Raw genomic sequence first — 25566 nt, 5'->3', positions numbered from 1 at the left:
AAATTGACATATGATGTAGTCGTAATTGGCGGTGGCCCATCCGGACTAATGGCAGCCATTACCGCAGGCCGAAACGGAGCCAACACTTTATTGATCGAAAAAGGGAATAAATTAGGGCGCAAGCTTGCGATTAGCGGGGGTGGTCGTTGTAATGTGACCAACGTGCTACCTGATGAAGAGTTAATCGCGCACATTCCTGGGAACGGGAAATTTTTATACAGCACCTTTTCCATTTTTAACAACTCTTCGATTATTGAGTACTTCGAATCGCTAGGCGTGAAGCTTAAAGAAGAAGATAAAGGCCGCATGTTCCCCGTGAGCGACAGCGCGAAAACAGTCGTGAGCACACTGGTAAAACAGTTAGACGTGCTCGGGGTTGAGGCCAGGCTCAATACGAAGGTTGAAGCTGTTCATTACGGTGATGATTCGCATGAGATTATTTTGGAAAATGAAAAAATCAAGACATCGTGTGTTGTCATCGCGGTTGGCGGAAAGTCCGTTCCGAACACAGGCAGTGAAGGACAAGGGTACGCCTGGGCGAAGAAAGCTGGCCATACGATAACTGAATTGTACCCGACCGAAGTGCCTTTGACGTCAAACGAGTCGTTTATTAAAGATAAAACACTTCAAGGCATTTCTTTGTACGACGTTGAGGTCACAGCCCTGAAACCAAACGGCAAACCTATTCAAGCTCACAGATGGGACATCTTATTTACCCACCAAGGCTTATCAGGACCAGCCGCCTTAAGACTCAGCCAGTTCGTTGTTAAAGCACTTAAAAAGTTTAAAGTTGATACGCTTGATGTCGCGATCGACTGCTTTCCAGATGAAGGGGAGCAAAACGTCGCCGATAAACTAATGAAGATGGCCAAAGAAAGTCCGAACAAGTCGGTGAAGCAAGTGTGGAAAGGCCTTGTACCTGAAAGATATTTGTTATTTTTAATGGGACAAATCGGACTTGACCCAAGCACAACGTACCACCACCTCAAGAAAAAAGAGGTGCTGGACTTAGCAGCCATGATGAAAGGTTTTAAAATGAGAGTCAACGGAACCCTATCGATTGAAAAGGCCTTTATCACAGGAGGTGGCGTGTCGCTTAAGGAAATCGTTCCGAACGAAATGGCGTCTAAACTCATGGATCGCTTGTTCTTCTGCGGCGAGATTTTGGACATCCACGGCTACACAGGTGGATTCAATATAACTGCGGCCTTTTCAACTGGTTTCGTCGCAGGACTGCATGCCGCTCAGAGGGCGAGTGAGGTTAAGGCTTAATGTAGATGCTTTTTCGCTAATGCGAAAAAGTGACCAAATGAATTATAATTAGAGGCTTTTGCGCTGGGTGCGCAAAAGCTTCTTTTTTGAATCTTTTTATCTACTCCTTTTCCGAGTTTATCTACCCCATTTCGGAATATATCTACCCAGAAATTTGTCGACGGAGTAAAAATCACCATTTTATCTACCCTTCAAACGAATTTATCTAACACTTGAGGATGATAGGATAGTGCTTTTTCACGGCCGGGCGCGCAATAGCTTCTAATTTAAAAACTTTTTAGACCCGTTCGCTCCGATGCGCAAATCCTTCTTTTATGGTACATTTAATACAATAAACAAATAGTGGAGTGATCATATGAATTGGGCTGCCTTAAAAGATGTTAAGACTGTTGCAGGATTAATCTTATCTATATTAACCGCCGCACTTGGCGTAGTGCTCGCTGTCAGCGAAAATAACTTTTGGGTACTTTGTGTTGTACTGTCATTTATTATTTCATTTTTAAGTATAAGAAGAGCTGATCAGCTGAATTCTAATCAAAAATAAACCCCCATCGCAACGATGAGGGCTTAATTATTAATCAAAATTTATAATAGTATCCAATCGAACTTGATCTAAATCAACATTTCCTTTTGTTACAATCTCACCTTCATAAATAGTTTCACCCGTCGCAACATCAATAACTTTTAGATTTAGACCGTTTAATACGTAAAGCTTCTGATCGTAGACCTCATAGGAAAAAGTCATTTGGTGGTTCTTTTGGCCAGATGGATGAAGCTCAATGTCATTAATAAATTTTTCTTCTACTATATCATAAGGCTTAATCAATAGTTGTTCTCCCTCAGTCGGCTGTTCAAAATAAAGATACTTACCATCAAAACGATTCGCATGTCCGTATTCTTCACTAGGAAGATCTAATTCAGAGAGTTCACCGTTTTTAATATCGTAACGATAAAGTCCTTCATCACGTTCTTTTTCATGAAAATCCCCATTAAGTCCTTCCTCTAACAACACGTCCGTTGCTCTAATCACCATAAATTGAGTTGGCTGATAAGTAACAGATTCGGTTAACTTGTTAATTTCAGTAAATCCTTGACCCTCTGGTTCTTTTGTCTCTAAGATTTTTTTGTCACTTACAATCGCTTCGCCTTCTACATCATAAATAAATTCTCTCAAAATTCTCGATTCCTGCTCGGCATAATTAACATAAATATGGATTCTTCCGTCCATATACTGCACTTCGATCACGTTGGCATAGTGTGCGTTTTCTACATTAATGACGGTCTCAAGCTCTTTTTCCGTTTCCTTATTCAAATAAGATACATTTAATTTGGCTCTAGACTGTCCTGTATAGTTCCAGTCTTCTTCGACAATCACTAACGCATCGTCACCATTGTAAAAGTTATTGTATAAGTAAGGCTTCCCTCTCATAAAGTCGCGATATTTTTCAATAAGCTCTTCTTCAACCGGACCCTTAGAACCAATCATCTCTTCAATAAAGCTAGACTCAATGCTGTATTCTGTCTCTTCACCATCAAACCTAAAAACATTTTGGATGTTATGCTGAACATAAGCCCCTGAGAAACTAACGTCTTCAACAACACTTTCATCTCCGTTTTTATGTTCAATTTCAAATCGCGGCAAGTCTTGACTTGCAAGTGCCGTTTGAACTAAATAAGTACTCACTCCAACAACGATTAACGCTAAAATGGCAACAACTTTCCAATATTTCCTCATGTCTTCTCCCCCTTACACCCGAATTCGGTCGTTCAATAATTTTCGGCTAATTAAAATTGAAATACTTGTCAAAATTAAAATCAAAACACCTGTCACCATTAACACTTCGGATTCATATAAGAATCCGCGGTCCATTAGTTCATAATTAAGTATACCCGGCGCAAAAACAATAGCTAAGTTCAAGATAACGTAAATTACTGCCAGCGCAATTCCTTTAATACGAAAGCTTCTCTCCATTATAATGCCGGTAAAAGTGGTAGTGACGGTAACAGCACCTAATCCATACATAATGACAATTCCATCAATACTTTTAGGCAAAATTAAGTTAAACATCGGATTACTTACGATTAACATTCTTAATGACACATCAGATCTAAACTGTTCCTGCAGCATTAAGTCAAACAGCGACTTTTCAATTAATAACGCAAAGTATTGAAAAGCAACTAACGCTAGTGTGGCCAATAAAATCGTCACAAGTTTCGATAAGAAAATATTAAGACGTTCTGTCGGCAGCATTAAAAGCCGATAAATAAACGTATTTTTCCCAAACCAATCACGGTACCAAATTAAAAATATATAAAACAAGATCGCACCTACACAAATAAAAATCGGTCCGGAGAAGAACATATTGTACATAATCATTTCAAATGATAACTCGCCGATTTGATTCAGCGCCTGCTCTTGCGTCATCTGCGCCTCTTTAATCAGCCCATCCAACCTGCTCTTATAACTTAAAACTTCATAAACAACACCGATTAACTGAACAACTAACACAAATCCCATTAACACAAACAACATCTTACTCACACGGTTGAATTCAAAATTCGTTAATTTTAAAAACTTCTTCATCCTCGGTACACCTCCCGCATCACATCAACAACGGATTTACCTTCCGTCTCACGTATTTCCTCAGTACTGAACTCTTTATAGATCGTACCTTCATCTAATAACACAACTTTATCAATTAAATGCTCAATATCATGAATCTCGTGCGTTGTAATAATCACGCCACGATCTTCGATTAAATGTGTCGTAAATACTTCCGCAATCTGTTCACGGCTGAAAATATCAATTCCTGAAAATGGCTCATCCATTAATATGTAATCCACATCTAATGCAAGGCCGAGTAACAGGTTCACTTTTGCGGTATTACCTTTAGATAAGCTCGATATTTTTTCTTCTCGTTTTAAGTTAAAAAACTTAAGCAGATCATCCGCGCGACCTTGATTCCACGCCTCATAATAGTCGTTCATAAAATCCATCGCTTCATCGATTGTAAAGCTCGGTATCATCGTTGTTGAATCTGGTATAAATGTGATTTTCTCAAACGTGTTCTTTCTCACCTTTTCACCATCAACTAAAATTTCACCCTTAAATGGCGTTAATTTCATAATGGAGTTTAAGATCGTCGTTTTACCAACACCATTGACCCCAATTAAACATGTAATTTCACCTTTATCGGCAGTAAAACTGACGCCATCTAACACTTTTTTACGCCCGTAATTCTTAACTAAATCCTTCACTTCAATCATTGGAATCCCCCTTTTCATACTTTCGTTTGACGAGATTTAGCGCATCATCAAGAGGCACATTAATCGATTTGACTGACGTCACAAAATCATTGACAGCCTGACCGACTAACTCTTCTCTTAAATTCTGTAATACTTTCTCATCAGAGGTCACACGACTCGGTTGATTCTTCTCTGTCTTAATCAAAGCCTCTTCCTCCATTTCCTTATAAGCCCGCTGTGCCGTATTCGGGTTAATCTTAATCTGGTTAGCTAACTCCCTCCTAGAAGGAATCGCTTGCCCAGGCTCTAGAAACCCTTTCGCAATTTGATTCTTAAAATGACGAACTACTTGCACATAGACGGGATCTCGATTGTTGAATTGCATATTCATCTCACACACTCCCGTTGATCTTGACGTAAGCTTACTATCGTTAGTGTATTAACACCATAATACACCTTGCGCAAAAAAATATGTATTAAGCGCTTAATACACCGATAACTGTATTATATGGTTAATACACTTTAAAAGTCAATCACTTTTTCGAAAAAAATTTTGTGTGGTAAAATGGTGGTCGGAAATTAGAGAGGAGATTAACACGCTATGAAACTCGTATCATGGAACGTTAACGGCTTACGTGCTGCCGTTCGAAAAGGTTTTTTAGATTATTTTCATGAAGTCGATGCGGACATTTTTGCCGTACAAGAAATTAAATTACAAGAAGGCCAAATAGATTTAGAGCTTGAAGGCTACGAAAAATATTGGAATTATGCTGAGAAGAAAGGCTATGCAGGAACGGCTGTTTTTACGAAACAAACGCCAATTAAGGTCACGTACGGCATGAACGGAGACTCACACCCAGAAGGTCGCATCATCACACTTGAGTTCGAAAACTACTATTTTGTCACGGTCTATGTACCAAATTCACAACGTACACTCGCAAGACTCCCTCACCGTCTTGAGTGGGAAGATGAGTTTTTTGACTATATTCATAGACTCGATCAAGACAAGTCCGTCATCTTATGTGGCGATATGAACGTCGCGCACGAAACGATTGATGTACGAAACGACAAAACCAATCATGGTAACTCTGGTTTTACTAAAGAAGAACGCGAGAAAATGAGCCGCTTACTAGACAATGGGTTTATCGACACATTAAGACACTTCCATCCCGACCGTGACGACATCTTCACCTGGTGGTCCTACATGAAAACCGTCCGAGAACGAAATATCGGATGGAGGATAGACTACTTTATTGTGTCTGAACGTCTTCAGGATCAATTAATAGATTCCGACGCCCATACAACGGTCATGGGGAGCGACCACTGTCCGATTTATATGGAGATAGATTTATAGAAAATATCTTCTCAGGTCATGCTACCCGGTTTATGAGACATTGAACAAAATACATGGTACATTGCCTCTCCTAAAAGTAAAAACTCCACGGCCCGAGCCGTGGAGTTCCTTTATGAAGCGACACTTTGCTTAACGGTTTCTCTCTTCGTCACCTTCACACTTGCTTCCTGAAAAGCACAGTACACAAACATCCCCGCAACGATTAAGTAACCGAGTGAATACTGAGGAGCTGCATTGAGAGCTAGCTCAGGTGCGTGCATGAAGCCTGCAAAAGATAGCCCCGCAGCGACCAACGAAAACAACCCAGCCTTCACAAACTCACGATCAATCACAAACACCGTGATCGCACCTAAGATAATCGCGGTAAACATCGCACCTTGCCCTAGCGGCACGATACCTTCTGAGATGCCCGCAACCGTCTCGCCAGCACTATTGTTAAAACGCGTCATTACATAATTCGCAAAATACGGAAGCATCGCAATTGCCACTGCTGGAAAATATTTTGCCTCATTCGATTGAAACGCCGTCCCGACCATTGATAGACCAACAAATACTAGAATTGGTGCAACCGCGGCAATTGGGATAATAGCAGACAACGCCGCAATTACACCTGTCACAGCTGCAAGTCCGAACACGACTGCATTTAAAATACTATATCCACGTCCAGCTCCCATTTCTTTAGACGCAACCGTTGCAATATAAATCGTCGTTGGAAACAATCCGCCAAAAACAGCACCTAACATCGTACCAACGCCATCAACAGCCTGACATTCTCGTACATCATACGAATCACCCGCTGCCGCCATGGCATCCACATTGTTCATCGTTTCAATCGCATTGTATAACGTTATCGGCAAAATCACTGCTAACAAGCCAACTAATGCCGTGAACAACAAACTCATTCCATCAAATGCGGCTAAGCTAGGTAAAATAGGGTAAAACCCAACATTCGAAAGACCTTCAGATACTTTATCCGCCGATTGATACCCAAGTGTTAACGCCAACACCGTTCCAATCACGATCGCAAATAACGTTGGCGGAATATTAAATGGCATCGCAATCTTGCCAATCACGCCAATAATGATAATGACAAGCGTCACCAGCCCAACCACAGGAATCGAGAACGTATTAAACAACATTTCCCCTGCAATAAACGTTAGCGCAACACCCGCTAAAGCCCCAAGCATCGCCGCTCTTGGAATCTGTTTACGCACCCAGTTACCTGTAAAACTCACTAAAGCCTCAATAAGTCCACTTAAAAACGCAGCCGCCACTGCTACTTTCCACGCAAGCTCAGGATCATTTGTTAGCGCAAGCGCTGGTGCCGTCACACCAAATAAAAACACAAACATTACAGGTGTGCTAATCCCATAAGACATCGCAGTGACATCGGTTCGGCCCTCTTTTTTCGCCAAACGATTCGCCATATACGCATAATATAAATTCCCAACCATCACAGCCACCGCCGCACCTGGAATCACTTTTCCAAACACAATACTAGCCGGAAATCCCATTCCGAGCATTGTCACCGCAATGATCACGAAGTTCGCGAGGTTATTTTGAAAAAGCGCGAAAAACGCATCCGTATCTTCTTTTTTAAACCATGGATAGTTAACCGTTTGATTCATAGCTTAAACCTCCTCTTTTATTTCATCTAAAAATGTCACGCTCGAGCCTTCAAGTGATTGAATACGTGCTAAAGACTCCACTTGATAACCCGTCTCTTCAATCTTCTGTCGCCCGTCCTGGAACGACTTCTCGATCACAAACCCAATCCCGACAATGCTCGCTTTGGACTGTTCAATCACGTCCACCAACCCAAGCGCGGCCTCCCCGTTTGCTAAAATATCATCTATAATGAGAACTCGATCATCCGACTTCAGAAAATCCTTCGACACCGTAATCTGGTTCGTCTCCTCTTTCGTATACGAGTAAACTTGACTCGTGTAAAGATGGTCCCTCATCGTTAATGACTTTTTCTTACGGGCAAACACGAGCGGCACCCCAAGCTCATGAGCAGCCATAAAGCTCGGCGCAATGCCTGATGTTTCAATCGTTAACACCTTCGTGATGCCAGCATCTTGAAACCGTTTAATAAACTCACGACCAATCTCCACCATCAAGTCCGTATCAATCTGATGGTTCAAAAATTCATCCACTTTAATCACGCGATCTGATAACACAGACCCTCTCTCCTCAATTGCTTTCCGTAGTTGTTCCATGTCAATGCCTCCCTTAAATATAAAAAAAGCCGAATGCCAAGAATCACCCATGACTATAAGCGATTCATCACATTCGACTTGTCTTAATAAAAAAGTATGCAAGACACCATACAAGACTAGAGACTTGTATGTTCGTATAATGAAAATCGCTTGTAGTCAAGTCATTTACGGTAACTTGGTAGAAACTCGTGGGCCATATTCCCACTATTATACAAGCGTTAATTTATTAAGTTGTTCGTGTATGATTGTGATTATATATTAATTCGACCAAAAATAAAACCCCATTTTCTAAAAAAACGAACAAACTTTAGAAAACGAGGTCTTATGTACGTGTTCTAATATAATGGTTCCAGTTCTTCCTCGACAACCCACTTATGATTCGTCACCTTCGTACCATTAGGGAGTTCAAAATCGACCATGTAAACCGTCGTCGGCGTGGAATAATCGATTGTATGTACCGCATCGTTCATCCCTTTCATATGCTGCGCACGAGTTAAAACTTCCGCGCCGTCCTTCAAAGCGCCAGCCGAAACATCCACGAGCTCCTCATGCACCACCCACTTATGCTCTTCCACCCGCATACCAGTGTTCGTTGACGTATAGGTCGTCGCGTAAGCAATTGTCTCATACGTCCCAACAATGGTTACTTCAACCCCATCCATCATCCCATCCATATGATCAGCCCGACTCAATGCCTGACTCCCAATAGGATAAGTCGGATTCTCAGCAACCTTCAACCCATCCGGAACCTCATACGATCCCTCATACACCATATCAAGATGATGCATCGCCATTTCATCCCCACTTAATACACCAACATGAGGATTTTGATTCACATAAAAAATAAAAAAGCCAGCAAAAAGCACAAAAATGATAAGTACATCTTTCTTAGTCATGCGCCTTCTGCCCCTGATTTTTCAGCCAATAACCAATTAAAATAAGTATGACACCAGAAGCTAAAAAAGCTAAGTCATACATAAGTGGATTTTCCGCCATTGGTCTAACTCTATGTAACTGCAAAATGTGATGATCAATAATTCCTTCAACTAGATTAAACACACCGCCACCAATCAAAATTCCACTCAAAAATATATTCCCGTTATGACCCAGCTCATGCTTCCTCGCATCACGAAAAATTTTAATCGCACCCCAAACCATCAGCGCCGAAAAAGCAGCCGTAAACAATCCGTCTGTAAAAATTTCTACCTTGATATTAGGACTTAATATCATATGGTGCCACTGAAGTAGTTGGTGGAACACAACGCCATCAATCGCACCTAAAATTCCTAAACCCAAAATAAAGCCCGCTACAAATAAATTTTTATTTTCTTTAGTCATGTCAACCATCCTTTCAGTTTTTCATCCTTAAAAGGATAGCCATTAATTAACAAATAAATACAAGTTGGGAATGTTATTTGAGCTATAATTACTTAATAAAACTTGAGGGTGAATTACGTTGAAAAAAATAGACTTCTCACTGTTTATAATTTCTTTTAAATAGGCCCATGAAAATGACATTATGCCAAGAACCATCCCGATAAAAATGTTCTTTTAATTCTCCTTCTTCATAAAAACCAAGTTTTTGATATAACTTAATTGCCCCTTTATTGTAAGAAAAAACCCTTAAATACACTTTGTGTAAGTTCAATTCTTTGAATGCAAAATTCAATAATAGCCGAAAAGCTTCCTGCCCTAAACCTTTACCCCAGTAATTTTTATCCCCGAGGCTTATATTACATTCAGCGTTACGGTTTACATAATCAATATTAATAAGTGACGTGACTCCAATTGGTTTATTACCTTCAACTTCTTCTATTATATATATTTTTGAGTTATTGGATTCAGTTATTTGTTCAAATAAATTCTCAGTGTCTGCATACGTATAAACATCTAATGTGGAGTTTGTGAAATGCATAACCTCTAAATCGTTTCTCCACTCATGGTAAGTAGAAACATCATCACTGGACATTTTTCGTAGACGAACTCTTACTCCATTAAACAGCATTGAAAGTTCCTCCCTTTAATTCTTCTTGCAACAGATTCTTTTTGAACAAGACTCCTTTTGGTTTAACCACCACAATTTATTCATCTTGGTTCTTTTCAAGCATCTCCCTTAAATATCCCTCTATCTTTTATTCCAACCAAAACATATTAACAACAATTATGGTCAAACTAAGCGAGTAAATTTATGGCAAGGGTGACGAAAAGATGGAATTTTTCAGTTCACAAGAATCTCTGACATTTGTTCAATGGTTACTCCGTGCACTCGTAGGCTTTACGTTCTTTATCGTCGTAGCCAAACTCATGGGTCAGCGATCACTCTCGCAGGTTGGCCTGCTTGATTTCGTCATTGTCTTATTAATCGGAAACATTATCGCCCACCCCTTATCAGATGAAGGCCTAGGATTAAAAGGTTCAATGATTACCATGGGGTCCATCCTAGTCCTTTACTTAATTGGCATTCTATTTAGTTTACGTTCGCATAAAACAAGAAAACTGTTTATCCCAGATCCGCTACCAGTCATCGAGAATGGTCAAATTATATATAAAAACATAAGAAAAGCCCGCATTTCTTTGGATGTTTTACTGTCTGAGCTACGTAAAAAGCAAACCGAAGACATTAACAAAGTGGCACTCGCTATTTGGGAACCAAGCGGAGAAGTCTCTGTTTTCTTAAAATCTGGTTACCAACCCTTAACACCAACGACTCTTAATACACCTATTCAGCCATTCCAAATGCCAAGAACCGTCATTCGAGAAAAAGAAATTGACTATAATGAGCTAAATAAATTCGGAAAAGATCAAACCTGGTTATTAAACAAAATCAACACAACTTACGGCAATGTACAGCTAAAAGATATTTTACTTGCCACCATAGACGAAAATGAAAACGTGAATATTTTCTTATACCATTAACAGACCATCATCATTTAGATCAATTCCATACTCACGGTGCGCCCAACTCACTAAAGACTGCCAAAGAGCACCAACGGCAAGATTGATTTCATCTAGATCCAGTGATAATCATATTTTGTATCTAACAGAACTCTCAGCTCAAGGTCTGACTCAGGTGCATCTAACCCTTTAGCCGTCGACCCTTCAATCGCAACTGCGATTAATGACTCTTTATACTTTTCTTTTAAGACATCTAGTATTTGATTCGCAACTCTAAGCCGATCTTCAGTTGTGAATGCTTGAGAAGCCCAATTTGTCATAGATATTCCGCCTTTGTTTTACGCCTTTTCCATAAGTTTATAATAATCATAAATAACCCCATGATAAAGAAGACGAATGGAATTAAAGATACTGATGTAATATCTGTTCCTACATAAGCCACAGCCGCAGTCAAAAACATGACAACAGTAAAGAAGATTGAAGCTTGTAGGTCTCTTTTCACTCTGGAAACTTTAGCACCCTTCCTTTTTTCTTGGACAATAATATAAATACCGGAAATAACCCCTAAAGTGCATAGCGCAATCCAAATAATATATGTAAATTCCATATTCAAATCCTTTCTACATTTATAAATAATCAAATATCTTGATATCAACCTCATCTATGTACCCAACTTGACTCTTTAAATCCCACAAATAGATCTCAGATGTTTCTTTATTTACCTGAAATGGTTGAAGTTGATCAAGAGTAGTAAAATAAATGGGATTATACTTAACTTCTCTAGTAGCTACGTTCATCATTTTTAATAATCCTTTAAAGGTCATACTTGAAACGCTTTGACCAGTTTCTTCATAAAGCTCTCTAATCGCACAATCTTTCGGCGACTCATTCTCTTCCCTTCGTCCCGCGGGCAGTTCCCATTGTTTTCTCAAGGTGTTATAACATAATAGATATCTGCCATCACATTTAATGACAGCATAAGATCCTGCCAATCTATGATAGTTATGCATTTCGCTTTCTTTTATAAATAAAAAATCAATAAATTTATATCCATTGTGCTTATCCACATTCATCAACTCGCTTGATAATTAATCCTCTTCCCTACTTTAATCGACAACACGACAATAAAGACCCCAAGCAAGATTTCCATCATGCCAGTAATAATCGGTACCCATCGTAATCCGAATAAGGTAATAATGACACCTGATAAAAAGGCGCCTAGCTGAATCGATAACGAGTAAGTCGTTTGCCAAGTCGCAAAGATTCGCCCTCTCATATGGTCCGGCACTTCATGTTGCATTGTCGTTCGTTCATAAGGTCCACTGAACGCCCCAACAATCCCAAACAGAATTAACACGATCATCCCTTGAATATAGTTCGACGTCAGCCCGAAACACATCCAAATCAAGCCGAACAACATATAGTTCAGACCATAATACACACGATTTTTAAACAAAAAGTTCCGCCTCGCAAGTGTATAAGCCACGATGAATGCCACAACCCCATGCGCGACATATAAATAACTCAATATGTAATCTTCTTCATGGTAAACATCAGAGGTGAACTGTTGAAGCATCAGATTAAACGTCCCGATAATTATTCCTGAGAAAATCGCGGCCACGACCACTGACAGTACCCATTTATTCACGTTGATCTGAGTGATTCCTTCTTTAAACTCTAGTAAATAGTTTTTACGTGATGCCGTCTTCTCTGGGAACTGAAAATATTTGGTCGCTTGATAGCTTAATAGCGCAGCCACCAGGCACGTGATCACATTTAATAGAAACACAAACTCTAAACTTGAAACAGCTAGCAGCACCCCGCCTAGCGAAGCCCCAGTCAGCCTCAACACATTATTAAGCGAAAAGCTAAACGAATTTGCCTTAACTAAATCATCCTTTTCAACAATATCCGGAATCACCGTTTGAACGCAGGTTCCATTGATGTTACCAGATAATAGAATGAACAATCTCGCAACTAAAAACACAACCCACTGCCAGTCACCTGGCGTACTAAACATGACTAAAAAGAATCCAAACCCAATGGCAGCCGTAACCTCTGTCGCTACAATCAACCGCTTAACATTTAACCGATCAATCCATACACCTGAAAAATAGCCTAAAACAAGTGGAATCAACCCACTCACAGCCCATAAGGAACCAAATGCTAGACCACTTTCAGTAAGGCGATCAAGCAACACGAGCATTGCCAGAAAAGCTGCCCAGTTTGTTAAAATAGTTATGATTGATGCAACTTGTAACAACCCATAGGCAGGATATTTTTTATATAAGTGATATAAAACCATTCTATGACCTTCGTTTCTATAATATGGAATAAATTAGTCAAGGAAATGGTACTACAATTTTCAAAAAATTACAAACACATATAAACATCTGCATGTTACAATAGTTTTAATTTAAGACAAGTGAGGACTAACTATGATTCAATCCATACTCCATCAACTAAAAAAGCTCGGTGTACACAGTTTAATCAGCAATGAAGCAATCATCTTAGAGATACTTGAAGACGTAACACAGTTAGACCTAGTCAATGAGACAATCGACCATTTGAATTCATGCATCAAAGGTACGGAGTTTAAGAAAGTCTTGCTAGTATGCCCAAGAGAATATTTAAATCAACTAAAACTTGTTGGCAAACAGATGGGTATGAAAGGCGAAAGAGTGATCTATCAACGTTCATTAGAAACACCTTTGGAGAGCGCGCCACTAGATTACGAGATTTGGTCGCCCACTGACGAAAATTCGATTTCATTCTTATCTGAAGTGATGGGGAGAAGTGTGAAAGTCACAAAGAAGTTCCTAAAAAGCATGATGGTCGAACTGCCATCTCAGTACCAAAACATGTTCACCGTTTATAAAATCAATTCTGAACCAATTGGAGTCGTCCTTCCCCATTTGGAGCCAGGTCGCGATCAAGAAGGGCGACTATTTTGGATTGGCATTCACCCAAAACACCGTGGAAAAGGGCTCGGTAACCATTTACACCTCATCGGCCTTGAAAGGTTGCGTGCAGATTTTAAAGCCAAAACATATCTAGGCGCAACTGAAGTCGAAAACCTACCTATGAGGAAAACCATGCAAGCTAATGGTTGCGTGGAAGACCACCGCGTGTTGACGCTGGAGTATAAAACGTAACTGGTCAAGTTATTGATATATCAACTTTTAAAATTACCTGAACGTTTTCGGGATTTATCGTCATGTTTTTAATTTTACCTGCAGGTTTTTGAGTTTTATCGTCATGTTTTTGAGATTTACCTGCACGTTTTCGAAAATTATCGGCAGGTTTTCGAAATTTACCTGCAGGTTTCTCAAACTACCTCTAAGATTTTAGTTAAGGTGGAGAAGCATCATGAACAGAAAAAAGGGAATTTTACTCGTTATAACAGGGGCATTCTTCTGGGGAGTGGGTGGCACCGTATCATACTAATGATTTTTGTGATAGCGATGAATCAAGAGAAAAAGCCGGGTTGAGTATTGAAGATACGGTAAGTTTTTCAAAACTATCGTCAAGTTTTTGAATTTTAACGTCAAATTTTCCCATTTAAACGTCAAGAAAAAAACGAGCTCGAAATATCGGCTCGTTTTTTTAACTGTACATGACTGACCAAGAAACATAAATGAATGCCACGGTTATGACACCAAAACTTATTGCTAACTTCACTTTAAAATGGTTATTAACACGAAGATCATGATAGGCCTCAACTATCAGAAAAAGCCAAGTAAATAGTATAAGAACTAACGCATTTAAATCAATCCTCATGGGATAATTTAGTTCAATTATGTACATCGTTATGATCATCATCATTACCAGTATAAGTCTTAAAATCAATCCATAGTGTACCTCCAAAAATTCTAATAAACCGGGTCACACAAATCTACGTTATCTTCCTTGCCTGACCAACTGTTATAGATCTCTAATGTCCACTTATTCGGCTTTCTCTGATACCCATTTTCGTCAATCCAGTTATGTAAATGAGAGTAGACATGAAATATCTCTGAAGCATGCCCTTTAAAATTTAATACGGCATACTTTTGTTTTGGTACAATCAGACTGACCATTCCTTCTGGGAGATCTTCAAAATCATTCACTTCGAAGCAAACCCAGTACCCATCTTCATCCTCAGTTGACTCAGCAGCCATGAAAGCACCTATTAATTTCACTGGTTCAACCAGATGTTTGATTTCGCCCTTACGCTGCTCTAATAACATTGAAGCTTTAGGAATCTTTTCTCCGTAACCTGCCATATCATTACAGACAACACGAAATCCGACTAGTTTCTTTTCTTCAATTTCTTTTATGCCATGAAACGTAATAGGTGTAGTTTTATTTTCCATTCTATTAATCTCCTTTAACTTTTTTATCAAATGTTTATATACCGGAAAATGGACAATTTTGCTTCCTATAATTTATCTATAATATTTTATTCCACTCTCAAACGCCTCTTGATCATTATTTTCAATCCCATGCAAAGCTTCCTGCAACGCAAAAGTACTTCTGTAAAACTTTACTCGTTTGTCTAAAAGATCACTATCTGGATATTTCTTAAGACACAATTGATAAAATTCTTCTCCGTAGCTAGAAAGTATACCCGCGAAATCATAAGCCGGGTCTCCTAAACCAGATCCGCCAAAATCTATAACCCCCGATATTCTACTGACTTCCGGGTTCCACAAAATATTAGATGCACCGAAATCGCCATGGATAAGGGATAGGTCTGCAGCCTTAAAACTCTCGCCTTTAAGAAATGTTTCAAACGAATGAGAGATTTCCTTTTGAGCCTCATCCCTTATGTACGGAAATAATTTAAGCCGGATCTTTTCGTATAATTGATTCATTTGCTCAAAAGGATTATTCACAATTAAATTCAACTCTTGCCTGACTCGACCTATTGAAATTGAATGTAATTCTATTAAAAACGAAACGAGATTATCAGCTAGAGCCTGAACCTGTTCACTGTTCTTAATCGATTCAAATTGACTCTTCCACAATGGTTCGCCTTCAATGAGTTCATAACCAGTAAAAACGTCGCCTGGCTCTAACTTATCAAAAGAATAATAGATTGGATTTGGGATCGCGAGTAAAACTTTGTCTTTAATATAGTTCAAAATTTTAGTTTCGGTTCGTAGTTGATCAATGCCGTCTTGATATTTTGGAAACCTAAATACTAAGGAATCATTCACAATTAAGACATCATTATTTTGACCGATGTCATTTATGTAGTAATCCTCAATATGTAACTCTGGATAGTGTTTCTGAATCGTTTTGATATGTTTATGAGTCATTGGGCTATACATCCTTTAAAATTAAAAGCTAAACTTCTCTTTTTGATTATATAAGTCGACTCTTTCTTCCATGTCTTGGTTGCCATCTTGCCACTGAATAATCATGTAGATGTCACTAACATCTTTAAGCGTGATGGGATCACCATTTTCCTTAAAATAGGTTCCACCTTCAATGGTTCCAATCGATGTTTGAGCGATATTTTCCTCACCACCAGTCACAGTTACTGACTTTCCTTGAACAACTTCGTCACGTCCATTGATCACCGCATGAACTTTAATGCTAAAAAAATGTGACGTTACTTCTTTATCATTTTTCATCGTTAACTTACCATTGCCCGCACTAAACGTATCCGGCTTAATTACGACTTCGTATGAATCGACTTCCCAATTTTTACTTTCGCCAGATAAGGACAGGTAGTAATTATTTTTAATGACTTCTTCACTATTTTCACAGCTAACAAGGAAAGAAACTATCAAGATCAATCCTATTATGTAAATTAAGTTAGTTCTTTTTAACAAAATGTAATCACCTCAGATGTCCAAATACTAATGTTAATTAAAATTCATCTTGTTTCTTAGTTTTATGGAAATAATAATAGTAACATAATTCGAAGATGAGAAGACCTATTAACATACTCGCCCAAAAGGGGTGGGAAGAGTTAATAATATAAGTCACCAAATATGTCAAAGAGAAAGCAACCAAGCCTATAAGTAGCGATAGCATAAAAGGTTTTTTAACCATCATAACTCCTCCGCTTCTCAACTAACTCATTAAAACGTAATTAATATTTATTACTTTTTATACTTCACCCATTCCAAAACCAAGCACAAGAATGTATAACATTGTGATTAATGCACTTATGTTTAAAATGATTAAAAGCCATTTGCTTATACCCTTTTTACTTTTTAAGCCAAATATAGTTCCTAACAGTGGTAGTAAGCACATTGAAATGATGACGACCTTGCCAAATGAACCGAAAGAAACGTTATTAATCATTAATGAGAATAAAACAATAAATAATCCTAAGCACGTGGTAGAAATCAAACTGTAGTTTTTCATGTATTTTCGCTCCTATTTCATTGGTTAATCTATTATTGTGTTTCCTAGTAAATTTATTGATGCTTTAATATAAAAACAAACTCTTCAACTTCCATATCACGAGCGTTCGCAAATCCACTATCTTCATCTATAATAGTAAATCCACATTTTTCAAGCACTCGCCTAGAACCGATATTATCTTTTGCGGCTCGGGCGTATAATGGGCGTGTTGGATCTAAATTCAAGAACTGTTTAAGCGCAACTGTCGCTATACCTTTTCCCCAGTCCTCACGGTTAATCCAATAAGTCACTTCGCGGTCACCGAACATCTCAAAACTAATCACATGACCTACTATCTGATTCTCGTGAATAATGCTTTTCTTAATGATGTTGTTGTCCGTTAAAATACGATTCCAGTGATTCGAAAATAAACCCCAGTCCGTTGGGTCTTTAGAAGTGAACGCAGCCATGTGACTAGAGACAGGATCCTTCTGATGTTCAAAGAAAATCGGCAGGTCATCTTCTTGAATATCCCTGAGTGAAACTTGGTACATAAAGCCCCTCCTAATTAATCGACCTAAAATAAATTTGACTTTACACTTATATTAACATAATTTTCTAATCATTTATAAGATAAAAATAAAGCACGTGGACTCTAAACTAGAATCCACGTGCTTCAAAATTATTCTCCTTACACCGCACAACGATTTGGTCCAACTTCCATCTCGCGGCGTTCAACTTCTTCTGGATTTTTCTGACCCATGTTCGTTTTGCGAATTTCCTCATGGCTATTTGGCTGAGGCGGAAGATTATCAGTCACAAGACTTTTAAATTCTTCTTCACTGTCAACCTGAAGGCGATCATTCTTTTCGTAAATATTTTTAATCGTATCTTTAACCGTGCCATCGTCATTAATCTCTTTCATTTCCCCGAAATGAGCAGGTAATACCACCAGATCATCCGCAAGCTTCTTATACCGTTCATAAAGCGTATCGCGAAGGTCGCTTACCCATGCATCTGCCTTACCCGCAAGGTCTGGGCGGCCAATCGATTCGATAAATAAGATATCGCCAGTGAGTAGATACTGCTCATCAACGATATAGCTCGTGCTTCCGATCGTATGGCCTGGTGAATAAAAGGCCGAAATCTCAACAGAATTACCGACTTTAACCGTCGTTCCGTCTTGAACGTCTTTATATTCAAATGAGACGCCTTCATCCTCTTTAGACGGAAAATAATAATCAGCACCCGCTTCACTTGCGAGCGTTCTCCCGCCCGAAATATGATCGGCGTGAAGGTGGGTGTCAAAGACATATTGAATCGACACCTTCTTCTCATCCGCAAATGACTTGAACGTATCGGTCATTCTTACGGGATCAATGACAGCTGCTTCACCATTTGCGATGACCATGTATGACAGGCAGCCTTTCCCGATTCGGATGAACTGATACAGCTCACCGCCATCTGATAGGTTCCCTACTTTAACCGGCTCTAAATGTTCACTCCAAGCCGTCATGCCGCCTTCAACATAGGTTGCTTCCGTTAACCCTTTTTCATGTAAAAAGTCCACCGCCTTCTGCGACGAAATCCCTTTTGCGCACACTACATAAACCGGCTGATCTGCTGGAAACTGATCTTTCACCTCATCAAAATCCTGTTCTAACTTCTTAAATGGAACGTTTACACTACTAACGTTCTTGCCATTAATGGCCCAATCACTAAAATCTTCTTCTTTACGAATGTCTAAAATAAACACATCTTCATGGTTTAAAATCTTCTGCGCCACTTCTTTTACTGTAATAGACATTTAGAATCCCTCCGTTTATCAATAATTTCATCCATTTATAACATCCCCCTAAAGGTATGAAATCAAACGAAGATTCATTACGCCACTGGATTTGTGGCTTCATAAATTAATTGTTCCAACTCTTCTTGATACATATTAGTCTGCTCTTGAGTCCAATTAAATTCATTTCTCATAAATGCTAATACTTGCATTTTATGTTCAAGCACCCAATTAATTTCGAAAAATAATGCACCGGTCCGTCTTACAAAAAAGTCCACTGGTTTATACGCCTGCTCATGGTCGATAGCATACCTTAAACACGCATAAACAACAGGATCTAAGTCCGTATCAGTATTTTTCATATTGTTAAAAACTTCATCGACATTCGTACCATAACGATAGACAAGCTTTCTAGCTACAGACTTATCCAAACCACATTCAACTCCTTTTTTAATTCGATCTTGTAAAAATGATTCAAACCCTTTAGAACCATTAACATCCCCTCCAGATATTGGAATATGCTTCGTTTGTGATTTCGGGAAGGTTAATCCAAACTCCTCATAAAGCTGTTTTGTAACTAAATCTACAATATTCTCCGCCATTTTACGGTAACCTGTTAATTTGCCACCAGCAATGGAAATAAATCCTGAATCCGACTCAAAAATTTCATCTTTCCTAGATATTTCAGAAGGAGACTTTCCTTCCTCATGAATTAAAGGTCTAATACCAGCCCAACTTGATTCAACATCATCAAATGAAATATTCACCTCAGGAAACATGTGATTGATAGATTCTATAATATAATTACAATCGTCAACTGTCATTTTAGGTTGAGCTATATCCCCTTGATATGTTGTATCGGTTGTTCCCACGTAAGCCTTTCCATCTCTCGGAATAGCGAATATCATTCGGCCATCTGGTGAATCAAAATAAACGGCCTGTTTTAATGGAAAATGCCGACTGTCAAACACTAAATGAATACCTTTCGTTAATTGCAAAGTTTTACCTTTCTTAGATCCATCCATTTCTCTTAAATTATCAACCCATGGACCAGTTGCATTTACAACCTTCCTTGCTTTAATTTTTTGTACAGAACCATCTATCATGTCTTCACAGATAACCCCACTGACATTATTACCTTCATAGATTAAGTCTGTCACCTTCATATAGTTTAGTGCTAAGGCACCTTGTTCAACTGCCTTTTTCATAACTTCTAACGTTAAACGAGCATCGTCAGTTTTATATTCAACATAGTAACCTCCACCTTTCAATCCCTCAGACTTTAAAAGTGGTTCCATATCACTCACTTCATAAGGTTTTAACATTTTTCGTCTTTCACTTTTCTTAACACCAGCTAGGAAATCATAGACTTTTAACCCAACATTAGTCGTAAATGGACCAAAATTCCCACCTTTATAAAACGGAAGTAACATCCACTCTGGTGTAGTGACATGTGGGCCGTTTTCATAAACAATTTCACGCTCTTTTCCAACTTCAGCTACAACTCCAATCTCAAATTGCTTTAAATAACGTAAACCACCATGAACAAGTTTAGTCGATCTACTCGAAGTTCCAGCCGCAAAATCTTGCATTTCCACAACACCAACTTTTAACCCTCGATCAGCCGCATCTAAAGCAATACCAGCACCTGTAATACCACCACCAATAACAAGTAAGTCTAAAGAATCACTTTGAAAAGTATTTTTAATGGCAGATCTGTTTAAGTTTGTAAACTCCATACAATCGGTCCTTTCTAGTTCGAAATCTTATAAAAGCAAAAAAAGAGACCACAAAGCAAATCTATCTAACAAGAAATAGATTACAGTGGTCTCTCAAAGTCTCTGTCCCAAAATATTAACTTATCATTAGTATACCACATTGTGGAAAATGCTTAAAGTTAATAAACATTATTTAAATTCGCGTGTTGCATTTACAGCTTTACGCCAACCGTTATACAACATTTCACGTTGTTCTTCAGCTAACTTTTCCCTAAACGTTTGCTTAACTTTCCATTGTTTAGCAATTTCTTCTTTTTCGCTCCAGTATCCGACTGCTAGCCCAGCTAAAAACGCTGCCCCTAAAGCCGTTGTTTCATTGACAACTGGCCGATCAACTGGAACACCTAAGATATCACTCTGAAATTGCATGAGGAAATCATTCTTAACCGCACCACCATCAACACGAAGCGTTTCCAAGTCAATACCAGAGTCAGATACCATCGCATCTATCACATCTCTAGTTTGATAAGCCAAAGATTCGAGTGTGGCACGAATAAAATGTTCTTTTGTTGTACCTCGCGTTAATCCAAACACAGCACCTCTAGCATCACTATCCCAATATGGTGTTCCTAAGCCCACAAAAGCCGGAACAAAATAAACACCTTCTGTCGATTCAATTCTCGTCGCATAACCCTCACTATCAGATGTCTGATTTATCATTCGCATACCGTCACGCAACCATTGAATAGCTGAACCTGCCACAAAAATGCTTCCTTCAAGTGCATATTCAACTTTACCATTTATTCCCCAGGCTAATGTTGTTAGTAAACCATGTTTAGACTGAACGACTTCGTCACCCGTGTTCATTAACATGAAACAACCTGTACCATATGTGTTCTTTACCATACCTTTTTCAAAACAAGCCTGACCAAATAGTGCTGCTTGTTGATCTCCAGCTATTCCAGAAATAGGAACACTATAGCCAAAGAAATGATAATCGACCGTATGCCCATATACTTCAGAAGACTGCCGTACTTCAGGCAACATATTTCTAGGAACAGACAATATATCTAACAACTCGTCATCCCAATCCAAATCATAAATATTAAACATTAACGTTCTGGAAGCATTAGAGTAGTCTGTCACATGCTGTTCTCCACCAGTCAATTTATAAACGAGCCAAGAATCAATCGTTCCAAATAGTAAGTCTCCATTTCCGGCTTTTTCACGAGCTCCATCTACATGATCTAAAATCCATTTAACTTTAGTACCTGAAAAATATGGATCTAGTAATAACCCAGTCTTTCTATTGAAAAGATCTTGATAACCTTGTTCTCTAAGGTCATGACAGATATCCTCCGTTTGCCTTGATTGCCAAACGATTGCTCTATAAATCGGATTACCCGTACGTCTGTCCCAAACGACTGTTGTCTCTCTCTGATTGGTAATGCCGATACTTGCTATTTGAGAAGGAACAATCTCTGCCTTCCGAATTACTTCTGCCATACAATTCGTAATTGAATTCCAAATTTCATTCGCATCATGCTCTACCCAACCTGGCTTAGGGAAAAACTGCTCGAATTCTTGTTGTGCTATGTCGACAATCTCACCGTTTTTGTTAAATAAGATCGCTCTTGAGCTAGTGGTACCTTGGTCGAGTGCTAGAATATATTGTTCCAATCGAAATTCCTCCCTTATTTCTCAAGTGTCATATGCTGTGAGCAGTTATTTCGCCAGAATAAATTATAAAATCGTATACAATGCAGTATTTGCAACCGTAATCATCGTCATAAGAATAGTGTTTAAGAATGCACCAACATAAACATTACCTGTTTTTCTGAATAGATAACGGTTAAAGATAGCTGCGATTAATAAAACTGGTACAAGACCAATTACTAGAATAGAAGATAGTGATTCACCTGAGTAACCTGCCGTACCATTCATAAATAATAATCCATAATGATAGACAAGATATAGCACTAAACCTCCAATGAAGTGTAAAATCGCAATAATGTAGCCCTTTATACCATCATACTTCTCACTTGCGGTATTAACATTGACTGAAATACCGACAATAAAGAAGTAAATAAAGAATAGTGGTGCATATTTTAGTAAAGCTAAGACATGTTGACCTTCAAAAGTCTTAACTGCAAACGTCCATAAACGGAAATCAACTTTAAATATAGCATCGATTAAGTAAAGAACAGCATAACCAACCACAACTGCTACTATTGCAGTAACTAAAGCAGAAATGATTGTTTTGAAGCTAGCTTTGATACCATAGTTTTCAACCGTCGCACTTTCAGGCTTCTTAGATACAAAGTGATGAGCGACCATAACCATTAAAATAACTAGCGCCACGTTAATTGCCCAGTAGACAATTGGATTAACTGTAGGTCCTCCAAAGAATTCAGAGACTTTAATAAAATCACTCTGACTTCTTAAGAAAATGTACTGAACTACACCTAAAACTACCATGACAGCCGAACCTGTTTTAATACGTTTATCAACATTTTTCACTAGCGAATAAATCAATGCCAGACCAGAGAAAGAAATCGTGATCATACTGATTTGCCTTAATAAACGCATTCCATAGAAATCTTGCCCATATAAAGCTGAGAAAAACAGTGCTGGGAATAGGGCACCTAGAATGATAATTATATAGTTAGCAAGCTTCCCACCATCAGTCTTAGGCTCAGGTAATGGAGCTGGCTTCGTTGTAAAAATGTTTCTGAAGAATGGTAGCTTTGATAATAATAAGATGACTGGAATAAACAACATAAAGAAGCCAATTAAAGCAATAAATGATGCATACTCCTTAAACATCCACGTCTGACCATCTTCACCGATTTGAACCCGATCACTAAAGTCAGCAAACGCCATATCGTAGAAGTCTATTGCATAACCTGTTGATTCTTTTGAGAAATGATTCCAAGGATGTATTTCATTGGGCTGATAAATAATTCTTTCTCCGCCATCAACTTCGTAAACCTTACCGGCCTCAGGATTTTCTGGATTACCTAAAAACCCTTTACCTTCTTTTGTACTAACATAATCTTTTTTCACAACGGTTTTTCCACTAGTAGCTGCTTTTGCATCAAAGAAAAATTCATCATACTGCCCTGCAACTTTTCCAGATGTGCGTGGTCCGTAAAAGCTATTGATTTCTTTATCCGTATAGTCCATAGCGTTTAACCACTGATAATCTGAACCCATGGTCAAGGACGCATAAATCTTACGTATACCAGTCTCTTCATACTGCATTTCATCTAACATAACGGCATGTGTGGAAGAGAAACCACCCATAGAGTGGCCAGAAACAGCAATAATACCGTTACCCTCTTCATCTTTTAATACATAATCTTGTTCGTACATGTATTGTACAGCATCATGTATAGCATTTGGCCAGAAGGAAAAGAATGGAACAGGTTTCTCCATCGTTCCTGTTGAATGACCATGATCATATTGGTCTAACGCTAAAACAACATAACCTCTTTTGGACATTTCGATAGCTTGAGCATCCTGCATTTCAGCAGAGTTTAAATATCCATGAGTTGTTACAAGTGTAGGCTTAGCTTCATCGTCTGCTCCATCTGGCTTATATAGTAATCCAGAAAGCTCGCCTCTTTCAGTTTCAAAATAAATTCGGGATACATCTACATCCCCGTTTGAACTATTAAACAGATAAGCTATAAAACTTCCAATAAAAACAATCAATAAAGAAATGACTAACAATATACTTGGTTTCTTAAATTTACTCATTTAATCTCCCCCTAAAATTTAATAATCTTAGAACAAATAACTAATAGTAACCTAAATAGATACACCTCCTTAGTGCAGTTACCTTAAGGTTTAAAGATTAAAAAAAGACACATTAAAATAACTTTGGCATCCCAAAGAATTTAAATGTGTCTCCAATCTCTTCACAAAATATTAACTTTATAAATAGTATAAATTGTTTTGAAAGCGTTGTCAATTTTATGAATACTTTTTATAATTCCCAGGTATTTTAAAATCTCATAAATTACCAAAGCTCTCTATTAGAAGTGGTTACCGCATAAGCACCATTTTTAACTGCGTTGTCAACATCATCATCTGTTCGAATCAGACCACCAGCGATCACTTTAATCCCTGTTTTCTCATTAATTTCCTTCATCACACCTGGAACAATACCAGGCAAAACTTCTATATAATCCGGTTGTATCTTCTTACATACATTCAGATTGTGATCGAGCGCATGACTATCTAACGCAAATAACCGCTGAATCCCGATAATATTACGTTTTTTAGCAAAGGATACTGCATTTGCTTTAGTAGATATAATTCCATCTATCTTCACATTATGAACTAAATACTCAAGACCGTATTCATCACCTTTTAAACCTTGAATTAAATCCGCATGCATAATAACTTTTTTCTTATACTTTTTAGCATACTTAACAATATTTTCGACTTGAGATAATCGCGTCTCAAGGAAAATAATTAATTCATGATCAGTCTTAAGAACTTTCTCAAAATCTTTCATATTGCGTAGAGCTGGAATAACACAATTGTTCATTCAATCACCCCAAGACAAAAAATTTATAAGACCATTATACTAACACAAATTTATGAGTGCAGAAAGAATAATAACCTTTAAACCTATCAAACAAAATCAAACATTAATATAACACTCTTAAGCCTGGCCTAATAATTGTCCATAACTCTTCACCTCTGATAAACTTTCAGAAA

General features: G+C 38.3%; 28 protein-coding genes and 1 riboswitch. Of the genes, 5 read left to right on the top strand and 23 right to left on the bottom strand.

All coding sequences use genetic code 11. The features are described 5' to 3' along the window. The first annotated feature begins 3 nt into the window (after positions 1-3). Together ACFSW4_RS15285 and ACFSW4_RS15280 are read left to right on the top strand one after the other, a co-directional pair. On the top strand, positions 4-1272 hold the full coding sequence (locus ACFSW4_RS15285) for a BaiN/RdsA family NAD(P)/FAD-dependent oxidoreductase (protein ID WP_377330344.1): 1269 nt from the start codon (positions 4-6) through the stop codon (positions 1270-1272). Positions 1273-1627: 355 nt separating this feature from the next. Then, the gene (locus ACFSW4_RS15280) at positions 1628-1816 is read left to right on the top strand and encodes a hypothetical protein (RefSeq protein ID WP_054753279.1); all 189 of its coding nucleotides are present in this window, start codon (positions 1628-1630) and stop codon (positions 1814-1816) included. 30 nt (positions 1817-1846) lie between these two features. On the opposite strand, the gene ACFSW4_RS15275 is transcribed toward ACFSW4_RS15280, so the two are convergent. Genes ACFSW4_RS15275 through ACFSW4_RS15260 form a run of 4 tightly spaced genes read right to left on the bottom strand, consistent with a single transcriptional unit; the run spans position 1847 to position 4909 of the window. Further along, entirely contained in the window at positions 1847-3007 is a 1161-nt protein-coding gene (locus ACFSW4_RS15275) for a hypothetical protein (RefSeq protein WP_377330342.1), read from the bottom strand. Between the two features lie 12 nt (positions 3008-3019). Then, positions 3020-3856, bottom strand: coding sequence for a hypothetical protein (locus tag ACFSW4_RS15270; RefSeq protein ID WP_377330340.1), 837 nt, complete (start codon positions 3854-3856; stop codon positions 3020-3022). After that, the gene (locus ACFSW4_RS15265; RefSeq protein ID WP_054753289.1) at positions 3853-4539 is read right to left on the bottom strand and encodes an ABC transporter ATP-binding protein; all 687 of its coding nucleotides are present in this window, start codon (positions 4537-4539) and stop codon (positions 3853-3855) included. Before ACFSW4_RS15265 ends, ACFSW4_RS15270 begins: the two co-directional genes overlap by 4 nt. Further along, positions 4532-4909, bottom strand: a complete 378-nt coding sequence (locus ACFSW4_RS15260; RefSeq protein WP_054753291.1) for a GntR family transcriptional regulator — start codon at positions 4907-4909, stop codon at positions 4532-4534. The genes ACFSW4_RS15265 and ACFSW4_RS15260 overlap by 8 nt, the downstream gene beginning before the upstream one ends. Positions 4910-5119: 210 nt before the next feature. On the opposite strand from ACFSW4_RS15260, the gene ACFSW4_RS15255 reads away from it, so the two are divergent. Continuing rightward, positions 5120-5872, top strand: a complete 753-nt coding sequence (locus ACFSW4_RS15255; RefSeq protein WP_377330338.1) for an exodeoxyribonuclease III — start codon at positions 5120-5122, stop codon at positions 5870-5872. Positions 5873-5982: 110 nt separating this feature from the next. On the opposite strand, the gene ACFSW4_RS15250 is transcribed toward ACFSW4_RS15255, so the two are convergent. The 5 genes from ACFSW4_RS15250 to ACFSW4_RS15230 all read right to left on the bottom strand — a co-directional run bounded on the left by ACFSW4_RS15250 (position 5983) and on the right by ACFSW4_RS15230 (position 10096). Continuing rightward, positions 5983-7500, bottom strand: coding sequence for an NCS2 family permease (locus tag ACFSW4_RS15250; protein WP_377330336.1), 1518 nt, complete (start codon positions 7498-7500; stop codon positions 5983-5985). A gap of 3 nt (positions 7501-7503) precedes the next feature. Further along, positions 7504-8094 carry a xanthine phosphoribosyltransferase gene (locus ACFSW4_RS15245; protein WP_054753293.1) on the bottom strand — a complete coding sequence of 197 codons (591 nt, stop codon included), beginning with the start codon at positions 8092-8094 and terminating at the stop codon, positions 7504-7506. A gap of 133 nt (positions 8095-8227) precedes the next feature. Continuing rightward, positions 8228-8329: riboswitch (purine riboswitch) on the bottom strand. Positions 8330-8429: 100 nt separating this feature from the next. After that, positions 8430-8990, bottom strand: coding sequence for a DUF1541 domain-containing protein (locus ACFSW4_RS15240; protein ID WP_377330334.1), 561 nt, complete (start codon positions 8988-8990; stop codon positions 8430-8432). Continuing rightward, a complete protein-coding gene (locus ACFSW4_RS15235) occupies positions 8983-9432 on the bottom strand; it encodes a DUF2243 domain-containing protein (protein ID WP_377330332.1) in 450 nt (149 codons plus the stop codon). Before ACFSW4_RS15235 ends, ACFSW4_RS15240 begins: the two co-directional genes overlap by 8 nt. 136 nt (positions 9433-9568) lie before the next feature. Continuing rightward, complete coding sequence (locus ACFSW4_RS15230) at positions 9569-10096, bottom strand: GNAT family N-acetyltransferase (protein ID WP_377330416.1); 528 nt, start codon at positions 10094-10096, stop codon at positions 9569-9571. A 206-nt stretch (positions 10097-10302) separates the two neighbouring features. Between ACFSW4_RS15230 and ACFSW4_RS15225 the strand changes: the two genes are divergently transcribed. Next, on the top strand, positions 10303-11010 hold the full coding sequence (locus ACFSW4_RS15225; RefSeq protein WP_377330330.1) for a DUF421 domain-containing protein: 708 nt from the start codon (positions 10303-10305) through the stop codon (positions 11008-11010). A gap of 92 nt (positions 11011-11102) precedes the next feature. Here ACFSW4_RS15225 and ACFSW4_RS15220 read toward each other — a convergent pair whose 3' ends face one another. Genes ACFSW4_RS15220 through ACFSW4_RS15205 form a run of 4 tightly spaced genes read right to left on the bottom strand, consistent with a single transcriptional unit; the run spans position 11103 to position 13294 of the window. Continuing rightward, positions 11103-11309: a hypothetical protein gene (locus ACFSW4_RS15220; RefSeq protein WP_054753300.1), complete on the bottom strand. Its 207-nt coding sequence runs from the start codon at positions 11307-11309 to the stop codon at positions 11103-11105. Further along, a complete protein-coding gene (locus ACFSW4_RS15215) occupies positions 11306-11596 on the bottom strand; it encodes a hypothetical protein (protein ID WP_377330328.1) in 291 nt (96 codons plus the stop codon). Before ACFSW4_RS15215 ends, ACFSW4_RS15220 begins: the two co-directional genes overlap by 4 nt. Before the next feature lie 19 nt (positions 11597-11615). Next, positions 11616-12062 carry an NUDIX domain-containing protein gene (locus tag ACFSW4_RS15210; RefSeq protein ID WP_377330414.1) on the bottom strand — a complete coding sequence of 149 codons (447 nt, stop codon included), beginning with the start codon at positions 12060-12062 and terminating at the stop codon, positions 11616-11618. Beyond that, the gene (locus ACFSW4_RS15205; protein ID WP_377330326.1) at positions 12062-13294 is read right to left on the bottom strand and encodes an MFS transporter; all 1233 of its coding nucleotides are present in this window, start codon (positions 13292-13294) and stop codon (positions 12062-12064) included. Before ACFSW4_RS15205 ends, ACFSW4_RS15210 begins: the two co-directional genes overlap by 1 nt. A 133-nt stretch (positions 13295-13427) precedes the next feature. Between ACFSW4_RS15205 and ACFSW4_RS15200 the strand changes: the two genes are divergently transcribed. After that, complete coding sequence (locus tag ACFSW4_RS15200) at positions 13428-14144, top strand: GNAT family N-acetyltransferase (RefSeq protein ID WP_377330324.1); 717 nt, start codon at positions 13428-13430, stop codon at positions 14142-14144. A gap of 717 nt (positions 14145-14861) precedes the next feature. On the opposite strand, the gene ACFSW4_RS15195 is transcribed toward ACFSW4_RS15200, so the two are convergent. From ACFSW4_RS15195 to ACFSW4_RS15150, 10 genes are all read right to left on the bottom strand, one after another. Next, entirely contained in the window at positions 14862-15344 is a 483-nt protein-coding gene (locus ACFSW4_RS15195) for a GyrI-like domain-containing protein (RefSeq protein ID WP_054753312.1), read from the bottom strand. Positions 15345-15416: 72 nt separating this feature from the next. After that, positions 15417-16292 (bottom strand): phosphotransferase family protein, encoded by an 876-nt coding sequence (locus ACFSW4_RS15190; protein WP_054753314.1) that lies wholly within the window; start codon positions 16290-16292, stop codon positions 15417-15419. Between the two features lie 21 nt (positions 16293-16313). Beyond that, entirely contained in the window at positions 16314-16811 is a 498-nt protein-coding gene (locus tag ACFSW4_RS15185) for a hypothetical protein (RefSeq protein ID WP_377330321.1), read from the bottom strand. A 280-nt stretch (positions 16812-17091) separates the two neighbouring features. Continuing rightward, complete coding sequence (locus ACFSW4_RS15180) at positions 17092-17352, bottom strand: hypothetical protein (RefSeq protein WP_054753323.1); 261 nt, start codon at positions 17350-17352, stop codon at positions 17092-17094. Positions 17353-17405: 53 nt separating this feature from the next. Beyond that, positions 17406-17885 (bottom strand): GNAT family N-acetyltransferase, encoded by a 480-nt coding sequence (locus ACFSW4_RS15175; RefSeq protein WP_054753325.1) that lies wholly within the window; start codon positions 17883-17885, stop codon positions 17406-17408. 137 nt (positions 17886-18022) lie between these two features. Further along, positions 18023-19138 carry an MBL fold metallo-hydrolase gene (locus ACFSW4_RS15170; RefSeq protein ID WP_054753327.1) on the bottom strand — a complete coding sequence of 372 codons (1116 nt, stop codon included), beginning with the start codon at positions 19136-19138 and terminating at the stop codon, positions 18023-18025. Between the two features lie 77 nt (positions 19139-19215). Continuing rightward, on the bottom strand, positions 19216-20856 hold the full coding sequence (locus ACFSW4_RS15165) for a glycerol-3-phosphate dehydrogenase/oxidase (RefSeq protein WP_377330319.1): 1641 nt from the start codon (positions 20854-20856) through the stop codon (positions 19216-19218). Between the two features lie 168 nt (positions 20857-21024). Beyond that, the gene (glpK, locus tag ACFSW4_RS15160) at positions 21025-22515 is read right to left on the bottom strand and encodes a glycerol kinase GlpK (RefSeq protein WP_377330317.1); all 1491 of its coding nucleotides are present in this window, start codon (positions 22513-22515) and stop codon (positions 21025-21027) included. A gap of 63 nt (positions 22516-22578) precedes the next feature. Then, complete coding sequence (locus ACFSW4_RS15155; RefSeq protein WP_377330315.1) at positions 22579-24597, bottom strand: alpha/beta fold hydrolase; 2019 nt, start codon at positions 24595-24597, stop codon at positions 22579-22581. Between the two features lie 262 nt (positions 24598-24859). After that, positions 24860-25393, bottom strand: coding sequence for a glycerol-3-phosphate responsive antiterminator (locus tag ACFSW4_RS15150; protein ID WP_377330313.1), 534 nt, complete (start codon positions 25391-25393; stop codon positions 24860-24862). Positions 25394-25566: the final 173 nt, after the last annotated feature.

It is taken from the genome of Piscibacillus salipiscarius, assembly GCF_042685285.1.
Taxonomy (GTDB): Bacteria; Bacillota; Bacilli; order Bacillales; family Alkalibacillaceae; genus Piscibacillus; species Piscibacillus salipiscarius.
The sequence above is the reverse complement of the archived record's forward strand: the minus strand, read 5'-3'. Positions and strand labels throughout refer to the sequence as shown.

Excerpts from the sequence above, each read along its gene's own strand:
- ACFSW4_RS15240 (WP_377330334.1), bottom strand. The coding sequence starts at position 8,990 with ATGACTAAGAAAGATGTACTTATCATTTTTGTGCTTTTTGCTGGCTTT.
- ACFSW4_RS15280 (WP_054753279.1), top strand. The coding sequence starts at position 1,628 with ATGAATTGGGCTGCCTTAAAAGATGTTAAGACTGTTGCAGGATTAATC.
- ACFSW4_RS15235 (WP_377330332.1), bottom strand. The coding sequence starts at position 9,432 with ATGACTAAAGAAAATAAAAATTTATTTGTAGCGGGCTTTATTTTGGGT.
- ACFSW4_RS15255 (WP_377330338.1), top strand. The coding sequence starts at position 5,120 with ATGAAACTCGTATCATGGAACGTTAACGGCTTACGTGCTGCCGTTCGA.
- ACFSW4_RS15270 (WP_377330340.1), bottom strand. The coding sequence starts at position 3,856 with ATGAAGAAGTTTTTAAAATTAACGAATTTTGAATTCAACCGTGTGAGT.
- ACFSW4_RS15155 (WP_377330315.1), bottom strand. The coding sequence starts at position 24,597 with ATGAGTAAATTTAAGAAACCAAGTATATTGTTAGTCATTTCTTTATTG.
- ACFSW4_RS15265 (WP_054753289.1), bottom strand. The coding sequence starts at position 4,539 with ATGATTGAAGTGAAGGATTTAGTTAAGAATTACGGGCGTAAAAAAGTG.
- ACFSW4_RS15200 (WP_377330324.1), top strand. The coding sequence starts at position 13,428 with ATGATTCAATCCATACTCCATCAACTAAAAAAGCTCGGTGTACACAGT.
- ACFSW4_RS15195 (WP_054753312.1), bottom strand. The coding sequence starts at position 15,344 with ATGGAAAATAAAACTACACCTATTACGTTTCATGGCATAAAAGAAATT.
- ACFSW4_RS15260 (WP_054753291.1), bottom strand. The coding sequence starts at position 4,909 with ATGAATATGCAATTCAACAATCGAGATCCCGTCTATGTGCAAGTAGTT.
- ACFSW4_RS15165 (WP_377330319.1), bottom strand. The coding sequence starts at position 20,856 with ATGGAGTTTACAAACTTAAACAGATCTGCCATTAAAAATACTTTTCAA.
- ACFSW4_RS15220 (WP_054753300.1), bottom strand. The coding sequence starts at position 11,309 with ATGACAAATTGGGCTTCTCAAGCATTCACAACTGAAGATCGGCTTAGA.
- ACFSW4_RS15180 (WP_054753323.1), bottom strand. The coding sequence starts at position 17,352 with ATGAAAAACTACAGTTTGATTTCTACCACGTGCTTAGGATTATTTATT.
- ACFSW4_RS15245 (WP_054753293.1), bottom strand. The coding sequence starts at position 8,094 with ATGGAACAACTACGGAAAGCAATTGAGGAGAGAGGGTCTGTGTTATCA.
- ACFSW4_RS15205 (WP_377330326.1), bottom strand. The coding sequence starts at position 13,294 with ATGGTTTTATATCACTTATATAAAAAATATCCTGCCTATGGGTTGTTA.
- ACFSW4_RS15275 (WP_377330342.1), bottom strand. The coding sequence starts at position 3,007 with ATGAGGAAATATTGGAAAGTTGTTGCCATTTTAGCGTTAATCGTTGTT.
- ACFSW4_RS15250 (WP_377330336.1), bottom strand. The coding sequence starts at position 7,500 with ATGAATCAAACGGTTAACTATCCATGGTTTAAAAAAGAAGATACGGAT.
- ACFSW4_RS15190 (WP_054753314.1), bottom strand. The coding sequence starts at position 16,292 with ATGACTCATAAACATATCAAAACGATTCAGAAACACTATCCAGAGTTA.
- ACFSW4_RS15170 (WP_054753327.1), bottom strand. The coding sequence starts at position 19,138 with ATGTCTATTACAGTAAAAGAAGTGGCGCAGAAGATTTTAAACCATGAA.
- ACFSW4_RS15175 (WP_054753325.1), bottom strand. The coding sequence starts at position 17,885 with ATGTACCAAGTTTCACTCAGGGATATTCAAGAAGATGACCTGCCGATT.
- ACFSW4_RS15215 (WP_377330328.1), bottom strand. The coding sequence starts at position 11,596 with ATGGAATTTACATATATTATTTGGATTGCGCTATGCACTTTAGGGGTT.
- ACFSW4_RS15150 (WP_377330313.1), bottom strand. The coding sequence starts at position 25,393 with ATGAACAATTGTGTTATTCCAGCTCTACGCAATATGAAAGATTTTGAG.
- ACFSW4_RS15210 (WP_377330414.1), bottom strand. The coding sequence starts at position 12,062 with ATGAATGTGGATAAGCACAATGGATATAAATTTATTGATTTTTTATTT.
- ACFSW4_RS15225 (WP_377330330.1), top strand. The coding sequence starts at position 10,303 with ATGGAATTTTTCAGTTCACAAGAATCTCTGACATTTGTTCAATGGTTA.